This window comes from Vibrio sp. 10N.222.52.B12 (genome assembly GCF_002875385.1).
Lineage (GTDB): Bacteria > Pseudomonadota > Gammaproteobacteria > Enterobacterales > Vibrionaceae > Vibrio > Vibrio jasicida.
In genome coordinates this window covers 24856-40640 of the sequence record NZ_MDAW01000117.1, presented here as the reverse complement: position 1 = coordinate 40640, position 15785 = coordinate 24856, and the positions used below count along the sequence as shown (strand labels likewise).

Sequence of the window (15785 nt, the reverse complement as noted above, 5' to 3'; positions counted from 1 at the left end):
TCTAGTCCTTAAGTTTTAGCTTAATGGGTATGAAGAAGGCTTAACTAATAATTTGGCTAAGTGTGACGTGTGTCACAATTTAAGTTTATGGTACAAAATCTTATTTTTGCCAGTCAAAGAAGAAGAGTGATAGCTAATTGACTGAACTGTAGATAGAAGTTTTTTTCTGATACCTCTAAAGAATAAGGACAATTGGAATACAGAGTATTGGCAGAATCGGTAACACCGATGTTGTTCATTTTTGAGACAGTGATCCGGTGTCTACGATCAAAGTGCTAAGCAATTAGTACGAAACAAGGAAAGAGGGACAAACCATGATTACTAAACTTTATGTAGACATTACAAACTACCTAAACGAACTCAAAAATGATGAGCAGGGCGTTACTGCAATTGAGTACGGATTAATCGGCGTAGCAATGGCGGCATTCTTGATTCTTACCTTCGCTGCTGATGGAACTCTTATTACAGCGTTAGGGAATGCGTTTGGTGATATTGCTGCTGACTTAGATACATTCTGAAACTAAAACAGGTTTTCCAAATATTGAATGTTGTTTGTATACATTACGTTAGCAACAGTCTGTCTTGTTGTGTCGCTTTCTGATATTAGAGAGCGAACCATCAAAAACAGTCACGTATTGGTGATTGCCGTTTTAGCGATTGCGATTGGCATTGCAGATTTTTCATTATCAAGTCTTTGGGTTTTAGGTATTTGTTGGTCTGCTTTGCTTTTCCTCCATGTAATTAGGGTACTTGGAGGAGGGGACGTAAAACTTATTGCTGCTTTTTCTTTCTCACTCCCAACTCAAAGCCTTTTAGAGGCATTGATTTTCGTTGGGATATACGGAGGGATATTGGCAGTAACCTACCTGATACTACCGCGACCATCTCACGTTACTGGAGAGGGTAAGAAATCTCAGATCGGGCTCCCCTACGGTGTTGCAATTTGTTGTGGGTTTTATACGGCACTTCTTTTGAAAACATCCGTTTAAAAAACGGGAGGGGCGTATGCGATCTCGTATAGGGATGGTTTTTGCACTGTTAGCATTACTGGTTGGAGGCATCGGACTTTACAACCATATGACTGCCCAGCCTCAACAGCAAAATCCAACCGTATCCCAACCAAGCAATTCAGATGAGCCACAGGCTCATTATGTTCAGGTCTGGCGTGCGAAGAGCAATCTAGAGCGCGGAACACCTATTGAAATCGATGATGTTCAAAAAGAGCAGATGTTGCTTAATATCGCTTTAGAAGAGGGGATTAACTCCGATATAAAGCTGGATTTCTCACCGTCTACTCTCCTTTCAAAAAACATTGAAGCTGGAAAAATCGTCTTCTCTGAATATCAAGTTAAAGAAAACGATCCTCGTTATATCGACCTTCTCATTACCGAAGGGAAAGAGCCATATTCTTTACTGGTGAGTACTCGTAACTTGGTCAAAGGTTATATCCGTCCAGGTACTAATGTTGATGTACTTTCCGTGGGCTCCCCAAAAGAAAACTTATCCGATGAAGATACCGACGCAATTGATTTTAGTGGCGTGAACGCACAATTGATTTTGAGAAACGTCAAAGTGCTCAGTGTCGGTAATACCAAAGAGCCAGTGGACTCCCGAGTTAAATCAAATGTCTCAAGTGAAGATGATCATCAAATAGTCATCGTTGTTGAAGTCGAGCCCAGTGAGATCGCCAAGTTATCTATCGCGCAGAAAACAATGCATCTAGAGGTATATCGAAGCCATCGTTATAAAGAGCCTGTTTTCGCGGAAGTTCGTGATGTGATCGGCAATTACAGTGGCGTGACCGAGTTAAGAGGATCTTCTCGTCAATCTGCCCAAGGAGAGGAGCTGTGATGAAAACAAAAAGGATATTCTCATACGCTTGGTTTTTGGTGTTTTTATTTAGTTTTTCCGCTTTCTCTGGCGATCGTTATATCACGGTGAGTGATGGTCAACATATTGAGGTGAAAGAACCGATCTCGACCGTATTTGTCAGTGACCCTGAAATTGTCGACTACAACGTTGTAAATGAAAATACCGTCGTTGTTTTTGCCAAGGATGTCGGGCAAGCCAGATTCATCATTTACGGTAAATCGAAGAAAGTGCTGCTCTCTGACAGAATTATTGTCGATATTGATCTGTCGTTGGTCCGACGTCAAATCAAGCTTCACTACCCTGAACTCAACATCAAAGTGGAATCGGTGGGTAATCAGGTCGCAGTGAGTGGGGTTGTTGAGTCGGAACAGCAACGTGATGATATTTATCGAATGGTCGCTACTTTGCTCGGAAGAGACAAAACGGAGAAGTGGGAAGAGACCCAAGTCTTGGAGTTTGAAAGTGATGCTTACGATGTTGAAGAACCTCAAAGCATGATCTTTGCTCGCAATATGACGTGGGAAGGCATATTAGAACTTATTGAGGTCGCGACGGATCAACAGGTCAATGTGAAAATATCGGTCGCTCAAGTGACAGAAACGTTCGCTCAAACTGTAGGTGTGGATTGGTCTTCTGTTGGGGCGGATGTCGGTGAGTTTTTATTCCAGCAATTTGATGCTGCCGATCTCACCACTTTGATCACTGCACTTGGTAATGAAAACGTTGCCCAAGTCCTCGCCGAGCCAAACCTTACCGTTATCTCAGGAGAGTCTGCGAGCTTTCTCGTTGGTGGCGAAGTGCCCGTGATTGTTACCACCAATAATAATATCAACATTACCTTCCGAGAGTTTGGTATCAAACTCGACCTTACCGCGAAAGTCCTTCATGAGGGCAAAATTCGAATGCGCCTTATGCCTGAAGTTAGCGAAGTAGAAAGATATATTCGCTCTGCTGGGCTGGAAGTACCCCAATTTGCGACTCGAAGAGCGATGACCACGATTGAACTTGGTGATGGCGATAGTTTTGTACTTGGTGGGCTGATGAGTAGTGCCGATTTAGAAGAGCTGCAAAAAATTCCACTTCTTGGCGATATTCCTGTTCTCGGCGCTGCGTTTCGCAAAGCCTCTACAGATAGACGACGCACGGAGCTGATCATTGTTGCGACCGTTAATCTTGTCAAACCAATGAAGAAGAAAGACATCCAAATGCCCTACATGAGCAAAACGTCGACACTTCGCCGTTGGTTGAAAATTTCGGATAGTGAAGAAGGCAACAAAGGCAATGACCCAACCATTCAATTGCTGTCTCAGGGAGGGTTTATTCAATGAAAACTTTATTTGTAGCAGTGCTAAGCGCGTTATTACTTTCTGGGTGTGCTGAGCGTTATTTCAATGGACCAGGAGCGGAAGCGCTTATTTACCCTGAAACCCATATCTATCAGTTTACGGTGAAATCTACTCAACAAACGGAAGAAAAGTTGAACATGATTTTTGACACGGTTGACGAGATAGATTCAGGGGCGAGTTACCTTGTTGAATATCGGAGCAATAAGGGTAAAAAAGTGGTTTATAAATCACTTAAAGACAAGACGGCGTTGCGTTTGAGAGCGGATGAGTTTGTTGTGCGCCAAAACAGTTCGCTGTCGAATGACATCCAACTGACGATTACTTACCACGCATTAGTGACGCACCAGTGCGCACCTTCTGAGATAGAAGAGGTGAATGTCAGTCGGAATTGCTTTTCTGAAGTAGCTCGGATGAAGCAAGTCTCACACAAGGAACGTATCGTGGAGGGATTGTGATGTTTGACTTAGGAAAATCTCTCAAAGAGAGCAAACCGCAAATCATAGAAAGTGCACATGGGCCAACAGGGTGTGTACTGCTTTACCAGAGCTTAGAATGTATGTCTTTGGTTCAAGAAATGTTCGAGTTTGAAGGGTGGAGTGCACCAACGTGTGTAAAACAGAGTTCGGTTCCTAAAGGCTTTTACTCAGAGCAAAGCGGAAATATTGTCATTCTTGAACTCACGGAGTCATCTGACATTGTCACGGATGCTCAAGCGTTAACCAACCAAATGCCAACCCACAAAGGTATTATTGTCATCGGTACAGAAGACTCCATCTGCGTCTTACGTCAGCTCAAAGAGTTAGGGTTCTATTATCTTTATTGGCCAATCAACAAGCACGAGTTTGCTGATTTCGTCATGAATGTACATCGTAATTTGCAGACTTACACAGGGGTAAGTAAACAGCGAAAAGCAAAGCGTGTTGCAGTTGTCGGAAGCAAAGGTGGGATAGGGACGTCGTTTATTGCCACTGAAATTAGCTCGAAGTTAGCCTCCAATAATATCGATAATGTGTTGGTCGACCATCAATACAATGACAGCAATATTGATGTGCTCCTTGCGCTAGATGACTTCAAATCTCGCTCCATCGACGAATACTCTGTCCCTATCCATGAGTTAGATACGGAAGGGGCATTAAGTCATCTGACCAAAGTGCGTAAAAACCTACGTTTACTTTCACTTAATAGTGACCGATCTCAGTCAGACATTTTCAGTTATAGCCAGACACTTTGCGAATTATTGAGTCGAAACACCAACTTTATGATCGAAGACTTCTCGGGAAGCGTCGACTTTCGTGTTGACCCCAATATGTTGATTGAAAATTACGACGTAGTCGTGGTGGTTTTTGAGCCTTCGGTTTCTTCCGTCCGCAATGCCAAAGCGTTACTTGAACAGCTTGAGAATAAGCAGCTTTCAATGAGCAAGCGGATCCGGATTATTACACTTGCAAATCACCACCGACCAGAGAACACGTTTGTCATCGAACAAAATGATCTCCAGAAATATCTTGGTTCTGAAGTCAATCTTGATATGGGGTATTGTCGCTCACTGGCTCACCTTCTTATTGAGGGCAAGCGCGCGCACAAACACGATCGAAATATCAATCATGCTATCGATGATCTTACTCGTTTGATCAATGGACAATCCACTCAACATGCTAGCGGTTGGCTCGCTAGATTGGGGGTAAGATGAGTTCAAATAAAGAGATCTACACGGCTTTTCGGTCACAGATTTTTGAGGCTTTAGATGTTGAAGCAATACAAAGCCTTTCTCGTTTGGAAATTGAAGGGCAAATCCGAAACGCTGTCGATGTTTTAGCGACGAACTTTGATCGTCCAGTCACGACCATGATGAAGTCAAGTTTGGTCAAAAGCATGCTGGATGAACTCTTTGGTCTTGGGCCTATTCAATCGCTGGTTGATGACCGAGCGATAACTGACATCATGGTAAATGGCCCCAATAACGTCTTTTTTGAGAAGCATGGCAAATTAGAAAAGTCGGACATTACCTTCATCGATGAAGAGCAAGTCCTGACGATAGCAAAACAAATTGCTGCGCGGATCGGACGTCGTGTGGATGAGCTTTCTCCTACCGTAGATGCGCGTCTTGAGGATGGTAGTCGTGTCAACATCGTTATTCCACCCATTGCTTTAGATGGCACCTCAATTTCGATACGTAAATTCCGCGAACAAAATATCGGGCTAGAAGAGCTTGTTGATTTTGGTTCACTGTCGATGGACATGGCGAGATTGTTATCAATTGCTTCCCGTTGCCGAATGAACATTCTGATCTCGGGTGGTACGGGTTCAGGTAAAACCACCTTATTAAATTCGCTTTCACAATACATCAGTGAAGACGAGCGTATTGTGACAATTGAGGATGCGGCAGAGCTTCGTCTAGAGCAGCCCAACCTAGTTCGCCTAGAAACGAGAGCGGAGAGTGTGGAACACACGGGCTTAGTGACTCAGCGTGATTTGGTTATTAATGCGCTTCGTATGCGCCCTGATCGAATCATCCTCGGTGAGTGTCGCGGCTCAGAAGCATTTGAGATGCTCCAAGCAATGAATACGGGTCACGAAGGCTCCATGTCGACACTACATGCTAACTCGCCACGAGATGCAATATCACGCGTGGAATCCATGGTAATGATGGCGAACTTAAATCAGCCTCTCGATGCTATTCGACGCGCGATTGTGAGTGCTATTGAGCTGGTGGTTCAAGTGAACCGACTGCGTGATGGTTCAAGGAAAATAACCAGCATCTCTGAAATCGTAGGGCTCGAAGGCGATAGCGTGGTGATGGAGGAAATCTTCCGTTTTCAATACGACGAAGTGGGTTATGGTGAAGCAGTAAGAGGACGCTTTATGACCGAGGGCCTTATGCAGCGCTCCGAGCTTGTTAAAAAAGCACATTTTTACGGCTTGTATGAAGAGCTGATGCAAGCCTTCCAAGGAGCAAGATCATGATGTTATGGATTGCTTTTATCTTATTTGGTATTGCCGTTTTGCTTTTAACGAGCCATCGAAGAAGCAAAATAGGGAATTATTTTCCAGAGACTGAAGTCGACGAAGATATTATTGCGGCGATTAATTTGAACGCATTGATGGAACAAAAGCGTTGGCAGAGATTCAAAAATAATTTATCTCCCGCAATAAAGGTTTTAGGACCAAGAGCAAATTTCATTATTTTTGTGTTTATCGTTCTTTCTGCTTATTTAAGTTATTACGTCATTTATGAAGTTCTCAATATTAAATCAATGCTACTGTCTATTGGTATTTTTACGTTTTCAGTAGTTTGGGCCTATTACTGGTTGCAAAACAAACGTCGCTTAGATTTCGAGAAGAAATTTCCGGACGCATTGAACATTTTGATGAGTGCCGTAACCGCTGGTGAGAGTTTAATGCACGCTTTTTCTTTTGTTGGCGAAAACATGGAAGGAGAAGTCGGGCGAGAATTTAAAGAGATGGGCGATCGACTTAAGCTGGGGGAAAATGCAGAAAAGGTGTTACTTCGCTCTTGTAAAGCATTCCCTTATCCAGAATACATCTTCTTTACCATTACGATACGTGCCAATATTAACCGTGGTGGACAACTAAAAAATGTGTTGGCAAGGCTAATTCGCATTTTGGTTGATGCCAGAACGTTAGAGTCGAAAAAAATGGCGATGACCTCTGAGGCTCGTATCTCCGCTAAAGTAGTCGCTGCAATACCGATCGCATTTGCATTCATGGTCAATCAAATTGATCCGAGCCACATCGACTTTATTCTTAATGACCCTCAAGGGCGGATGGTACTTTACTATGTTGTAGGTAGTGAGGTGTTAGGTTTATTCGTTGTTTGGCTTCTTGTAAAAGGAGTAAGACGATGATTTTATCGCTGAGTATTTTATTGATTATTTTTTCGTTGTCATTTTTGATTTATGACTATTATTTCACTCGTAAAAAAGAGTTGGTACTGAGCAAGTATCTTAAATATGGCCAAAAACAACCGGCAAAGAAAAAAATCGATTCCTTCATTGTTAAATTTGGTGAAGGAAACAAAAAAGATTTAGAGCAAAAACTTCTTAACGCCGGATACTACAATAAAGATTTAGCGAAATATTACTTCCCTTTAAAAGCAGTTGTTTTTCTTTTAGTAACCGTATTTATATGGCTGTTAGACATGGCATTAATTAATAAGTTATTAGTTTCAATCATTGCTGTTATTAGTATCATCATTGTTCCAGATCTGTTGCTCGAGATGCGAAAGCGCATGTTAGTGCGAAAGGTTTCGAAAAACCTTCCTTATGTCCTCGATATTATGTCTGTTTGCGTGCAAACCGGTATGACAATTGAAGCGTCGTTTGCGTATTTAGCACAAGAGCTAAAAATCTTCGATAAAGATTTATGTTATCAAATCAATAAAACATCAGAAGCCGGCAAAGTACATGGGATAGAAAAAGCATTGCATGATCTTTCCGTTCGCTTGCCTGCACCAGAAATCAACAGCTTTGTCTTAACGATTATTCAAAACCTTCACTATGGCGCATCCGTTGCGAATGTTTTAAGTGATTTAGCCGAAGATATGCGTCGGATTCAATTACTCGAAATTGAAGAGAAAATGGGTAAATTGTCAGCCAAAATGAGTGTGCCTTTGATCTTACTAATCATGTTTCCAATCGTCATTTTTATTCTTGCTCCTGGCTTTTTACAAATCGATTTTACGAGCTTTAGAGGGGGTAAATAATGAATAAGGCGACTTTTTTGAGTATTCCACTACTTTTGCTGTTTGGTTGCTCTTCCACAATAGAGAGTGAAGAGAGTGTGGTGCAAAACATGGAGCGTGTTGATAACCATACAGGCCTGATTAATCACTATAAAGGGCATCTAGAAAAGCGACCTGAAGACGTCCAGATCATGCAGGAATTGGCAAAAGTGTATTTTGATAAGGGCGATATCGAGTCGGCTAAGTTTTATGCTGACCATTTGCTCAATCAAGGGGTGAAGAATAGTGAGCTCCTGCAATTAAGAGGTCAGATTCATAGCCAAGATGGTGAAGATTCTTTGGCTCTGAAACGCTATAAAAGCTCGATTGAAATGGGCAACAACAGCGGAGAAATCTATGTTTTATCGGGCATCTCCTATTGCAATACCGACCAGTTCTCTCAAGCAAAAAATGCGTTCAATCAAGCTCGTCTAAAAGGCTATAACGACGTGGCGGTGAAAAACAATTTAGCCGTAGTTTATCTTGCACAACGACAGTATGACGACGTGATATCGCTATTGGTTCCTGTTTATCAAGAGAACCCAAGTAACCAGAAAGTGCGAGCGAATTTGGCTATCGCACTGTTCAAAGTAGGGGATGTCTATCAAGCGAGAGATTTACTTGAAGGAGCATTTACCGATTCTCAAGTAGCGCAAATCTCGAGGAAGTTACACCGGTAATAAGGGTGGACGGTATGGAGTATTCTCGAAGAAAGGTAAAGGGCGTAACCGTAGTTGAATTTGCATTAGGGGCCGGGGTTCTTGCTCTTGCTCTCGTCATGCTTTTTGAAATGGGATTTAGAATTTACGTAACCAACTTAGTTGAGTATGCGTTGAGGGAGTCAGTCAGAAATACAAAGGTGTTTGAAGGCGGAAACTCCTACGATAACTACAACCTAACATTGGATTCGGCGATGAAGGACGGAGGGGCATTATGGACGTCACTCGTTCCTGCTGAAAACTTTGAAGTGTCTGGTCGGTACTATTTGACATACGCCGATCTGATTTCAGGTACCAGTTATTCTGATGCCGAGATGGGAGAAGACGATCAAGGGTATGCAATCGCTGAAATTACGTTGACCTATAACTACACGCCAATTTTGAACGTATTTTCCAACGATGTTATCCCGATTACCAAAAGCACACTGATTAACCTAGAACATGAAGGTTGGGAGGAGTGATGATGAAAATACGATCCCGACAAAAAGGTGTTTTTGCGATTGAGCTGTTTTTTGTTTTGATTGCTCTCATCAGCATCTTTTATTTCATGACGGACATTAGTGACAAGTTATTAGCTCGTGCTCAACTTGATCGTGGGAGTTTTGCGCTAGCTAATATCCTTAAAGAGCGAAGTCGTTATTACGACGAAAGATTACCTTTAAACGCAAGTGATGAAACGGACATGCAGACACTTGCGTCACGTCTACTTGATACGACACCAGGCAGCGTCGCTATCAAAATTGAAGCATTGCACAATAAGGCGACGTTAAATGCTTTTGAAAGTAACGAGTACAAAAATCTCGGCTGTGAGGCTGCGGGTTTAGATACGAAGTCAGAGTTAGCACCCGTTGAGAATGGCGTGATTTTCTCTTTGTATCAAGTAACGCTTTGTCAGCAAGAAAACTCTTGGTTTACCCAGCTTTGGGGGAATTCAGGCGCATCCACGATGACAATCACATCCAGTTCTGTTGTGGTGGGGAGGTAACGATGAATTTCACTATTAAACAACGAGCTCCAATTCATTCAGGTCGCAGTCAAAAAGGGATTGCGGCAATTTGGTTCGCACTGAGTTTAGTGCCTGTTTTTGGTATGACATTTTTCGCTGTAGAGGGGACGCGTTATATCCAAGAGACAAGTCGACTGAGAGACGCAGCGCAAACTGCTGCATTGGCCATTACGATAGACGACAAATCGAACCAAGCGGATGCATTGGCGACGATGTACATCAATGACTATGTGCGTGATATTTCCCATGTTGATATTCAAACGGTGAGGACGTACGAAGAGCCAACAGAAGACAACGATAATACGGAAAAAATTCAGTATTCCGTGCAAGCGGTTACCACTCACAACTCTTGGTTTGCCAGTAACTTAATTCCATCTTTTGAGGCTCAAGAGAAACTCGCTGGACAAGCCGTTGCAGCGAAATATCCTTTTTATTTAGGAGACAAAATCATTGATCTGGTTTTGGTGACTGACTTTTCAGGGTCGATGAACAACAGCTGGGATGGCGAAATTAAAATTGATCTCCTCAAAGATGCGGTTAAGCAAATTTCAAATCGTATCTTAGTTCCGCGAGAAGGTGAGAGTGAGGTACTGAATCGTATTGCCATCATTCCATTTAACCTGCGAGTGCAAGAGAAGATCAATGACAACCTCTACTCTACCAGTCAGTTAAGGTACAAAGGTAACTACCGCAAAAGCGTCTCTTCAGTGAAGTATGAGCAGGTAAATTGGGACTATTGGTCTCCTTACTCTGAAGAAGCTGTGGAGGAATGTGCCAACAAACGCACCGACTGCCCAAACAAAAAAAGTTGGGAGAGAGACCAAGCGAAGCGAGTCGCAGATGTGGTGAATATCAATAATAATCGCTTGGAGATTCCTGACTATGTCGGTTACTCAAAATCGGTTAGACACATGTTTGACGATAAAGTCGCGAATAACAATTTGACCTTTCACTTTAGGTCGAACAATAACAAGCTTTATAACTCCAGTATGACGCGGACTGGTCATTCGGGCTTTTATACCATTCCACTGACTGCCAACAAAACAAACCTCGACAAGGTACAAACCATGAGCTCGGGTGGGAATACCGCTGCCTATCAAGGCATGCTGCGTGGCTTGCAAATCATGGAAGATGGACGTCCAAACGGCAATAGCGAAGAAGAAACAGAGCAATACAATGACCGTCTTAAAATGCTGATAGTAATCAGTGATGGTATGGAGTATCCATACACAGAAATTTTGCCCGGTTTAGTAAACAAAGGTATGTGCGATAAAGCGCGTGAGCACTTCCAAACCGAGAACGGCAATTTGTACATTGGCGTCATTGGCGTGAACTTCAGTGCATCTTCGCAAAGCGGTTTCCAAGATTGTGTGTTGAATCCGGATGAAGACATCATCGATGTAACAGAGACGGAAGACTTCATTAAGAAAATCGAAGAACTAATTCAGAAAGGATCTCGTGGTAATGGTGTATCGAGACTATATGGGTGAGAGATATGACCAAAACAATGCTAATTACAGGGATGCTGGTGGCCGGTTTCACGACCGTTAGTGCGAATGCCAGTGAAGTCAGTTCAAAAGTAACCGAATACTGTGGGACGTCATATTATGAATACTCGCACTCGATTCAGGTTGGCGACGTGACGGGTGTGGCATCGCATCGTGATGGCAATTTGCAGGTAACGGATGTGAGTAATGACCCCGCACTGAAGTGGGCGCTGATGAAGAACTCATCGTTACTTACTAATCCTAATGATTGCCTGACTTATATCTCCAATTTAGGTATTGCTCAGTTTAGCGGAGAGGTCAGCGATAAAGGTAAATTGATTGCGCGAGTGCACTTCGCCTTTGACAAGTTTAACCTTACCCCGTTGGCCAGAAATGTATTGAGCGATGTGGCTCGTCAACTTGCTCAAACGAACTATCAAGTAACAGTAGAAGGGCACACCGATTGGATTGGCACCAAAGCGTATAACCAAACCTTGGGTCATAACCGAGCCAAAAGCACCGCTGGTGAACTGCACTATTATGGGGTGAGTGAGCAGAAAACCACGCTTAAATCCTTTGGTGAATCTGAACCGATAGCAACCAACAATACCTCTTCGGGTCGTTCTAAAAACCGTAGAGCAGATGTTTACATTCCAGTGGATGAACAGGAAAAACCACCAGCAACGGAATAGGCGTTAACTACTGACTCGATGGAATTAAAAACGCCCGCCTCCAATTGGAAGCGGGCGTTGTACTCTTGTCTTTGTCTTTGTCTTTGTCTTAGCGATGCGCTTACATCATGCCTGTTACGATGCCTGCTGTGACAAAGAACACAATCATCCAAAGCACCGACAAGTTAAGTTTCTTATGTAAGTAGAAACCAGCTATCACAAGAGCGATGTCGATTGGAGCAACGACAGCGCTGCTGAATACTGGTTGGTAAAGTGCTGCCAATAGCAAACCAACGACCGATGCGTTTACGCCGTTGATTGCACCTGACACTGCCGGTTTACCAGCCAGCGCTTGCCAGTTCTTTAGCACGCCAAGTAGCAATAAGAAGCCCGGTAAGAACACACCTAATGTTGCGACTAGCGCGCCTAGGATAGGTGCATCAGATAGTTCGTAACCAATGTAAGTCGCGAAGGTAAACATTGGCCCCGGTACCGCCTGCGCTGCGGCATAGCCCGTTAGGAACGCGTCTTGACTTAATTGATCGCCAACGATGTTTTGCAGTAGGGGAAGTACCACGTGACCGCCACCGAACACTAAGCTACCCGCTTGGAAGAAGTCGCTAAATAGCCCGAGCATTGGCAGGGTGTGAGCCACAAACGGCAAACCAATCAGAAGTACCGCGAACAGTGCCAATGGTGCAATGGTTGGTTTAAAAGGTTCGGCAGGTGCTGTGGATTCTTTCTTTAGATATTGAGTACCAATCAAACCCGCTACCACAAGCACCAGCATTTGAGTTGCGATGCTCGGTGCAACCAATAACGCAATCGCGGTTGCCACACACAAGCCGGCTGTTAGTTTGCTTTGGCAAAAGTTTTTGTACATTCCCCAAGTCGCATCCGCCACCACAACGACCGCAAGTAACTTCAAGCCGTGAACGATGTTTTGGAACAGCGCGGTATCAGTGATCTGGCTGCTTACCATAGCAAGCGCCAACATGATGATCACGGAAGGCAGTGTGAAGCCAAGAAACGCCATGCATGCGCCGCCTAAGCCTCCGCGTTTGTAACCCAGAGCAAAGCCAACTTGGCTAGAACCAGGGCCCGGTAAGAATTGGCTCAAAGCCACGATCTGTGCGTATTCGCTGTCATCAATCCATTTGAGCTTTTCAACGAACGTTTGGCGGAAGTAACCGATGTGCGCCGCAGGGCCACCGAAACTGATCCAACCAAGCCAAAAAAAGGTTTTAAAAATGGTAAACATGTTGAGCCTGTTAAATCTCCAATAAAACTGCATCTACTGTAAGAAATGTACTAAGATGATTCAAATTAATAGTTTTAATTTTATCTATGAATAAAATGGGATGAGGTGTTCTGTGAAAGATGATGTTCAGTGGCGCAATATCGACTTAAATCTATTGGTGACCTTTTCTTACCTATATCGCTATCGCAGTGTGAGCTTGGCGGCCGAGAAAAGCTTTGTCAGTCAGTCTGCTATGAGCCACAGCTTGTCGCGTTTACGTGTGTTGTTTGATGACCCATTGTTTGAGCGGAAAGGCCATAAGATGGACCCAACCGAGCACGCGCATCATATCGCGCCGACGGTGCATCATTTATTGGATTCGATTGCCAAAGACTTACTGACGAAGTCCGCTTTTCAACCAGAAAACTACGCTGGCGTGTGCCGCATTGGTTTAACCGACTACGCTGAATTCATCTTCGCCCCATTGCTTTATGATGAAATCCGTAAGCGTGCGCCAGAAGCACAAATCAGTTTTATTAACGTCAACCGCAGTAATTACGTGGCGATCACGGAACACGATAAGTTAGATGTCATCATCGGCAGTATGCCTGTGCTCGATGATAACTTTGAGAGCCAGTACCTCTACACAGAAAAGCACGTATGTCTGTGTGATAAGCGAGTGTTGAAAGGTGAAACACAATTGTCGATTCACGCTTTTGCCAATATCGAGCAAGCCCTCGTGAGTCCTGATGGCAGCTTGAGTACACAAGTAGACAAAAAGCTTGCTGAGCATGGCTTGAGCCGAAAAGTCACCGTTGCTTCACGTAACTTCCTGACGATTCGAAACTTGCTTAAACAGCGAGAGTTGGTTGCGATTGTGCCAGAGAAAATGGCGCAAGCGGAAGGGTTCTCGGACGATTTGGTGAGCGTCCAGCCGCCGATTGCGGTGGCGGATTTTGATATCGCCATGTTGTGGCATACCAGTCGTAATAACGAGGATAAAGGGATTTGGCTGCGTCAGCTAGTGGCAGAATTGATCACAGGTAATTGATCTTATAAGGGCACCACGAGGGTGCCCTTTAAGTAACCGAGCTATAGGTCGTTTATACTTGCGTTACTGGCTCGTGCGCCTTTTCTTGCGTTGCTTGTTGTTTGAGCGCTTGCTTCTTTTCAAAGCGAGAGATCCACCACCAAGCCAGAGCAGAGAAGACGGCAGTCATAAACACGTTGATGAAGAACGCACGTACCAAATCAACACCTGTTGGGAATGCCGATGCGGTCATGCTCACCACGAAGATGACAATCAGTACCGACACCACACTCATGCCCACTTTGCGTGAACCCATACGGAAGTCGCGCGGTGTATCGTCGTGTTTTAGACGGAACACAAAGTACGCAATCATGATGAAGATTGGTGGTAGCATCGCCGTACCTGCGGTTAGGTTGATCGCTTGGTTCATCATGTCTTGCACGGATTCTGAACCAAAGCCGTTGACGATTAGCATCACGACAACGAACGCGAATTGCCACCATGCTGCACGTACTGGTACACCGTGTTCGTTTAGCTCTGTGGTTTTCTCGCCGTACACACCTTTTGGAATTTCAGAGAAGTGAATTTTTACTGGTGCCGCAGTCCACATCATCATTGAGCCAAACATCGCGATGAACAAGATGATGCCAACGAAGCGGCCAACCAATACTGTTGAAATGTCGAAGTATTGCGCCATACCGGTAAAGATTTCTACCATGCCGCCTGCGTATGTTAGGTCTTCACGCGGAACGAACACGTTCACCAAAAGTGAGCCAATAGCGTACATCGCACCAATCAAGACGCCCGCCATGATGATCACTTTGATGAAAGCTTTTTGGCCGCCTTTTACGTCTTTCAGGTAAGCCGCTGCAGTTTCTGCACCACCTGCTGCTTGGAAGATCCAACACATAATGCCTAGCGTTGCCCAGTTAATGGTTGGGCTCATTGCTTCTAGCGTGATTGGTTCTGCTGGCGTATAGGTGTCGCCGCCTAATGCCATTAGCGCGCCGAGAACGTAAATGCCGAATAGTGCAAACACACCGTAAGCAACCAGCTCAGAAATTTTGCCCAACCAAGATGCGCCTTTGGTTGAAATGTGGGTCGCCGCTGCGAACAGAACAATCGAAATAATCGATGTGACCATTGGCGAGAAGGTGTATTCGTAACCAAGCATCGCGTAAGACGCGTAAGCAATCACGTTTGGTAGCAGAGACACAAACCAGAATAGGTTCACGAACCAGTAGAGGAACGAACCAAGGTAAGCGGCTTTAGAGCCAAGCGGTTGTTTAAGCCAGTCATACATGCCTGACTCAGAGTTTTTGTTCGCCGAAACGAACTCAGCAATGATGAATACAAATGGAATGAAGTAAACGATCGTCGCGAAAAGGAAGATAGGGGCAGAGCTAAGGCCAAGCTCAATGTTGTTGTTCACGATGTTACGGACGTTAAATACCGCCGCAAATGTCATCGACAGCAAGGCGAATTTGCCAATGGTGCCGCGCATAGATTCAGACATAGAGTCCTCCGATGAATCACGTCAATTCCCTTCGTAACTCAGTGATAGTGCTATTGACCGTTTTATCATCCTTGGGCGAATACTATTCGTAATCGCGTGGGATTGCTGAGGTCTACAACTGATCTGTGATCTGAATTACTTTGGGTTTATTTAATTA

17 protein-coding genes are annotated in these 15785 nt (G+C 44.1%); 15 read left to right on the top strand and 2 right to left on the bottom strand.

What is annotated here, in order from left to right; translation table 11 throughout:
• Positions 1-314: 314 nt before the first annotated feature.
• The 14 genes from BCT11_RS12670 to BCT11_RS12605 are packed head-to-tail and all read left to right on the top strand — an operon-like array spanning position 315 to position 11863.
• Complete coding sequence (locus BCT11_RS12670; protein WP_102388469.1) at positions 315-518, top strand: Flp family type IVb pilin; 204 nt, start codon at positions 315-317, stop codon at positions 516-518.
• Between the two features lie 27 nt (positions 519-545).
• Positions 546-989, top strand: a complete 444-nt coding sequence (locus BCT11_RS12665) for a prepilin peptidase (protein ID WP_054756452.1) — start codon at positions 546-548, stop codon at positions 987-989.
• 16 nt (positions 990-1005) lie between these two features.
• Positions 1006-1851: a Flp pilus assembly protein CpaB gene (cpaB, locus tag BCT11_RS12660; protein ID WP_038865943.1), complete on the top strand. Its 846-nt coding sequence runs from the start codon at positions 1006-1008 to the stop codon at positions 1849-1851.
• Complete coding sequence (locus BCT11_RS12655) at positions 1851-3200, top strand: pilus assembly protein N-terminal domain-containing protein (RefSeq protein ID WP_050566679.1); 1350 nt, start codon at positions 1851-1853, stop codon at positions 3198-3200. Before cpaB ends, BCT11_RS12655 begins: the two co-directional genes overlap by 1 nt.
• Positions 3197-3673 (top strand): hypothetical protein, encoded by a 477-nt coding sequence (locus BCT11_RS12650; RefSeq protein ID WP_038865944.1) that lies wholly within the window; start codon positions 3197-3199, stop codon positions 3671-3673. Before BCT11_RS12655 ends, BCT11_RS12650 begins: the two co-directional genes overlap by 4 nt.
• Complete coding sequence (locus tag BCT11_RS12645; RefSeq protein WP_045405536.1) at positions 3673-4908, top strand: chromosome partitioning protein ParA; 1236 nt, start codon at positions 3673-3675, stop codon at positions 4906-4908. Before BCT11_RS12650 ends, BCT11_RS12645 begins: the two co-directional genes overlap by 1 nt.
• Positions 4905-6182 carry a CpaF family protein gene (locus BCT11_RS12640; protein WP_038879009.1) on the top strand — a complete coding sequence of 426 codons (1278 nt, stop codon included), beginning with the start codon at positions 4905-4907 and terminating at the stop codon, positions 6180-6182. The genes BCT11_RS12645 and BCT11_RS12640 overlap by 4 nt, the downstream gene beginning before the upstream one ends.
• Positions 6182-7084, top strand: a complete 903-nt coding sequence (locus BCT11_RS12635) for a type II secretion system F family protein (RefSeq protein WP_045405601.1) — start codon at positions 6182-6184, stop codon at positions 7082-7084. The genes BCT11_RS12640 and BCT11_RS12635 overlap by 1 nt, the downstream gene beginning before the upstream one ends.
• Positions 7081-7941, top strand: a complete 861-nt coding sequence (locus tag BCT11_RS12630) for a type II secretion system F family protein (RefSeq protein WP_038865948.1) — start codon at positions 7081-7083, stop codon at positions 7939-7941. The genes BCT11_RS12635 and BCT11_RS12630 overlap by 4 nt, the downstream gene beginning before the upstream one ends.
• A complete protein-coding gene (locus BCT11_RS12625; protein ID WP_038865949.1) occupies positions 7941-8639 on the top strand; it encodes a tetratricopeptide repeat protein in 699 nt (232 codons plus the stop codon). Before BCT11_RS12630 ends, BCT11_RS12625 begins: the two co-directional genes overlap by 1 nt.
• A 14-nt stretch (positions 8640-8653) precedes the next feature.
• Positions 8654-9139 carry a TadE/TadG family type IV pilus assembly protein gene (locus BCT11_RS12620; RefSeq protein ID WP_038865950.1) on the top strand — a complete coding sequence of 162 codons (486 nt, stop codon included), beginning with the start codon at positions 8654-8656 and terminating at the stop codon, positions 9137-9139.
• Complete coding sequence (gene tadF, locus BCT11_RS12615; RefSeq protein WP_038865953.1) at positions 9139-9663, top strand: tight adherence pilus pseudopilin TadF; 525 nt, start codon at positions 9139-9141, stop codon at positions 9661-9663. The genes BCT11_RS12620 and tadF overlap by 1 nt, the downstream gene beginning before the upstream one ends.
• A gap of 2 nt (positions 9664-9665) precedes the next feature.
• Positions 9666-11174, top strand: a complete 1509-nt coding sequence (locus tag BCT11_RS12610) for a pilus assembly protein (RefSeq protein WP_045405539.1) — start codon at positions 9666-9668, stop codon at positions 11172-11174.
• 5 nt (positions 11175-11179) lie between these two features.
• Positions 11180-11863 carry an OmpA family protein gene (locus tag BCT11_RS12605; protein ID WP_102388468.1) on the top strand — a complete coding sequence of 228 codons (684 nt, stop codon included), beginning with the start codon at positions 11180-11182 and terminating at the stop codon, positions 11861-11863.
• 100 nt (positions 11864-11963) lie between these two features.
• Here BCT11_RS12605 and chrA read toward each other — a convergent pair whose 3' ends face one another.
• Positions 11964-13103 (bottom strand): chromate efflux transporter, encoded by a 1140-nt coding sequence (gene chrA / locus BCT11_RS12600; RefSeq protein WP_039840226.1) that lies wholly within the window; start codon positions 13101-13103, stop codon positions 11964-11966.
• Positions 13104-13215: 112 nt separating this feature from the next.
• Between chrA and BCT11_RS12595 the strand changes: the two genes are divergently transcribed.
• On the top strand, positions 13216-14133 hold the full coding sequence (locus tag BCT11_RS12595) for a LysR family transcriptional regulator (protein WP_102388467.1): 918 nt from the start codon (positions 13216-13218) through the stop codon (positions 14131-14133).
• 52 nt (positions 14134-14185) lie between these two features.
• Here BCT11_RS12595 and BCT11_RS12590 read toward each other — a convergent pair whose 3' ends face one another.
• On the bottom strand, positions 14186-15628 hold the full coding sequence (locus BCT11_RS12590) for an amino acid permease (protein WP_102388466.1): 1443 nt from the start codon (positions 15626-15628) through the stop codon (positions 14186-14188).
• Positions 15629-15785: the final 157 nt, after the last annotated feature.

Bases quoted from the DNA above. Each gene is read 5' to 3' on its own strand.
- BCT11_RS12670 (WP_102388469.1), top strand. From the start codon at position 315: ATGATTACTAAACTTTATGTAGACATTACAAACTACCTAAACGAACTC.
- BCT11_RS12665 (WP_054756452.1), top strand. From the start codon at position 546: ATGTTGTTTGTATACATTACGTTAGCAACAGTCTGTCTTGTTGTGTCG.
- cpaB (WP_038865943.1), top strand. From the start codon at position 1,006: ATGCGATCTCGTATAGGGATGGTTTTTGCACTGTTAGCATTACTGGTT.
- BCT11_RS12655 (WP_050566679.1), top strand. From the start codon at position 1,851: ATGAAAACAAAAAGGATATTCTCATACGCTTGGTTTTTGGTGTTTTTA.
- BCT11_RS12650 (WP_038865944.1), top strand. From the start codon at position 3,197: ATGAAAACTTTATTTGTAGCAGTGCTAAGCGCGTTATTACTTTCTGGG.
- BCT11_RS12645 (WP_045405536.1), top strand. From the start codon at position 3,673: ATGTTTGACTTAGGAAAATCTCTCAAAGAGAGCAAACCGCAAATCATA.
- BCT11_RS12640 (WP_038879009.1), top strand. From the start codon at position 4,905: ATGAGTTCAAATAAAGAGATCTACACGGCTTTTCGGTCACAGATTTTT.
- BCT11_RS12635 (WP_045405601.1), top strand. From the start codon at position 6,182: ATGTTATGGATTGCTTTTATCTTATTTGGTATTGCCGTTTTGCTTTTA.
- BCT11_RS12630 (WP_038865948.1), top strand. From the start codon at position 7,081: ATGATTTTATCGCTGAGTATTTTATTGATTATTTTTTCGTTGTCATTT.
- BCT11_RS12625 (WP_038865949.1), top strand. From the start codon at position 7,941: ATGAATAAGGCGACTTTTTTGAGTATTCCACTACTTTTGCTGTTTGGT.
- BCT11_RS12620 (WP_038865950.1), top strand. From the start codon at position 8,654: ATGGAGTATTCTCGAAGAAAGGTAAAGGGCGTAACCGTAGTTGAATTT.
- tadF (WP_038865953.1), top strand. From the start codon at position 9,139: ATGATGAAAATACGATCCCGACAAAAAGGTGTTTTTGCGATTGAGCTG.
- BCT11_RS12610 (WP_045405539.1), top strand. From the start codon at position 9,666: ATGAATTTCACTATTAAACAACGAGCTCCAATTCATTCAGGTCGCAGT.
- BCT11_RS12605 (WP_102388468.1), top strand. From the start codon at position 11,180: ATGACCAAAACAATGCTAATTACAGGGATGCTGGTGGCCGGTTTCACG.
- chrA (WP_039840226.1), bottom strand. From the start codon at position 13,103: ATGTTTACCATTTTTAAAACCTTTTTTTGGCTTGGTTGGATCAGTTTC.
- BCT11_RS12590 (WP_102388466.1), bottom strand. From the start codon at position 15,628: ATGTCTGAATCTATGCGCGGCACCATTGGCAAATTCGCCTTGCTGTCG.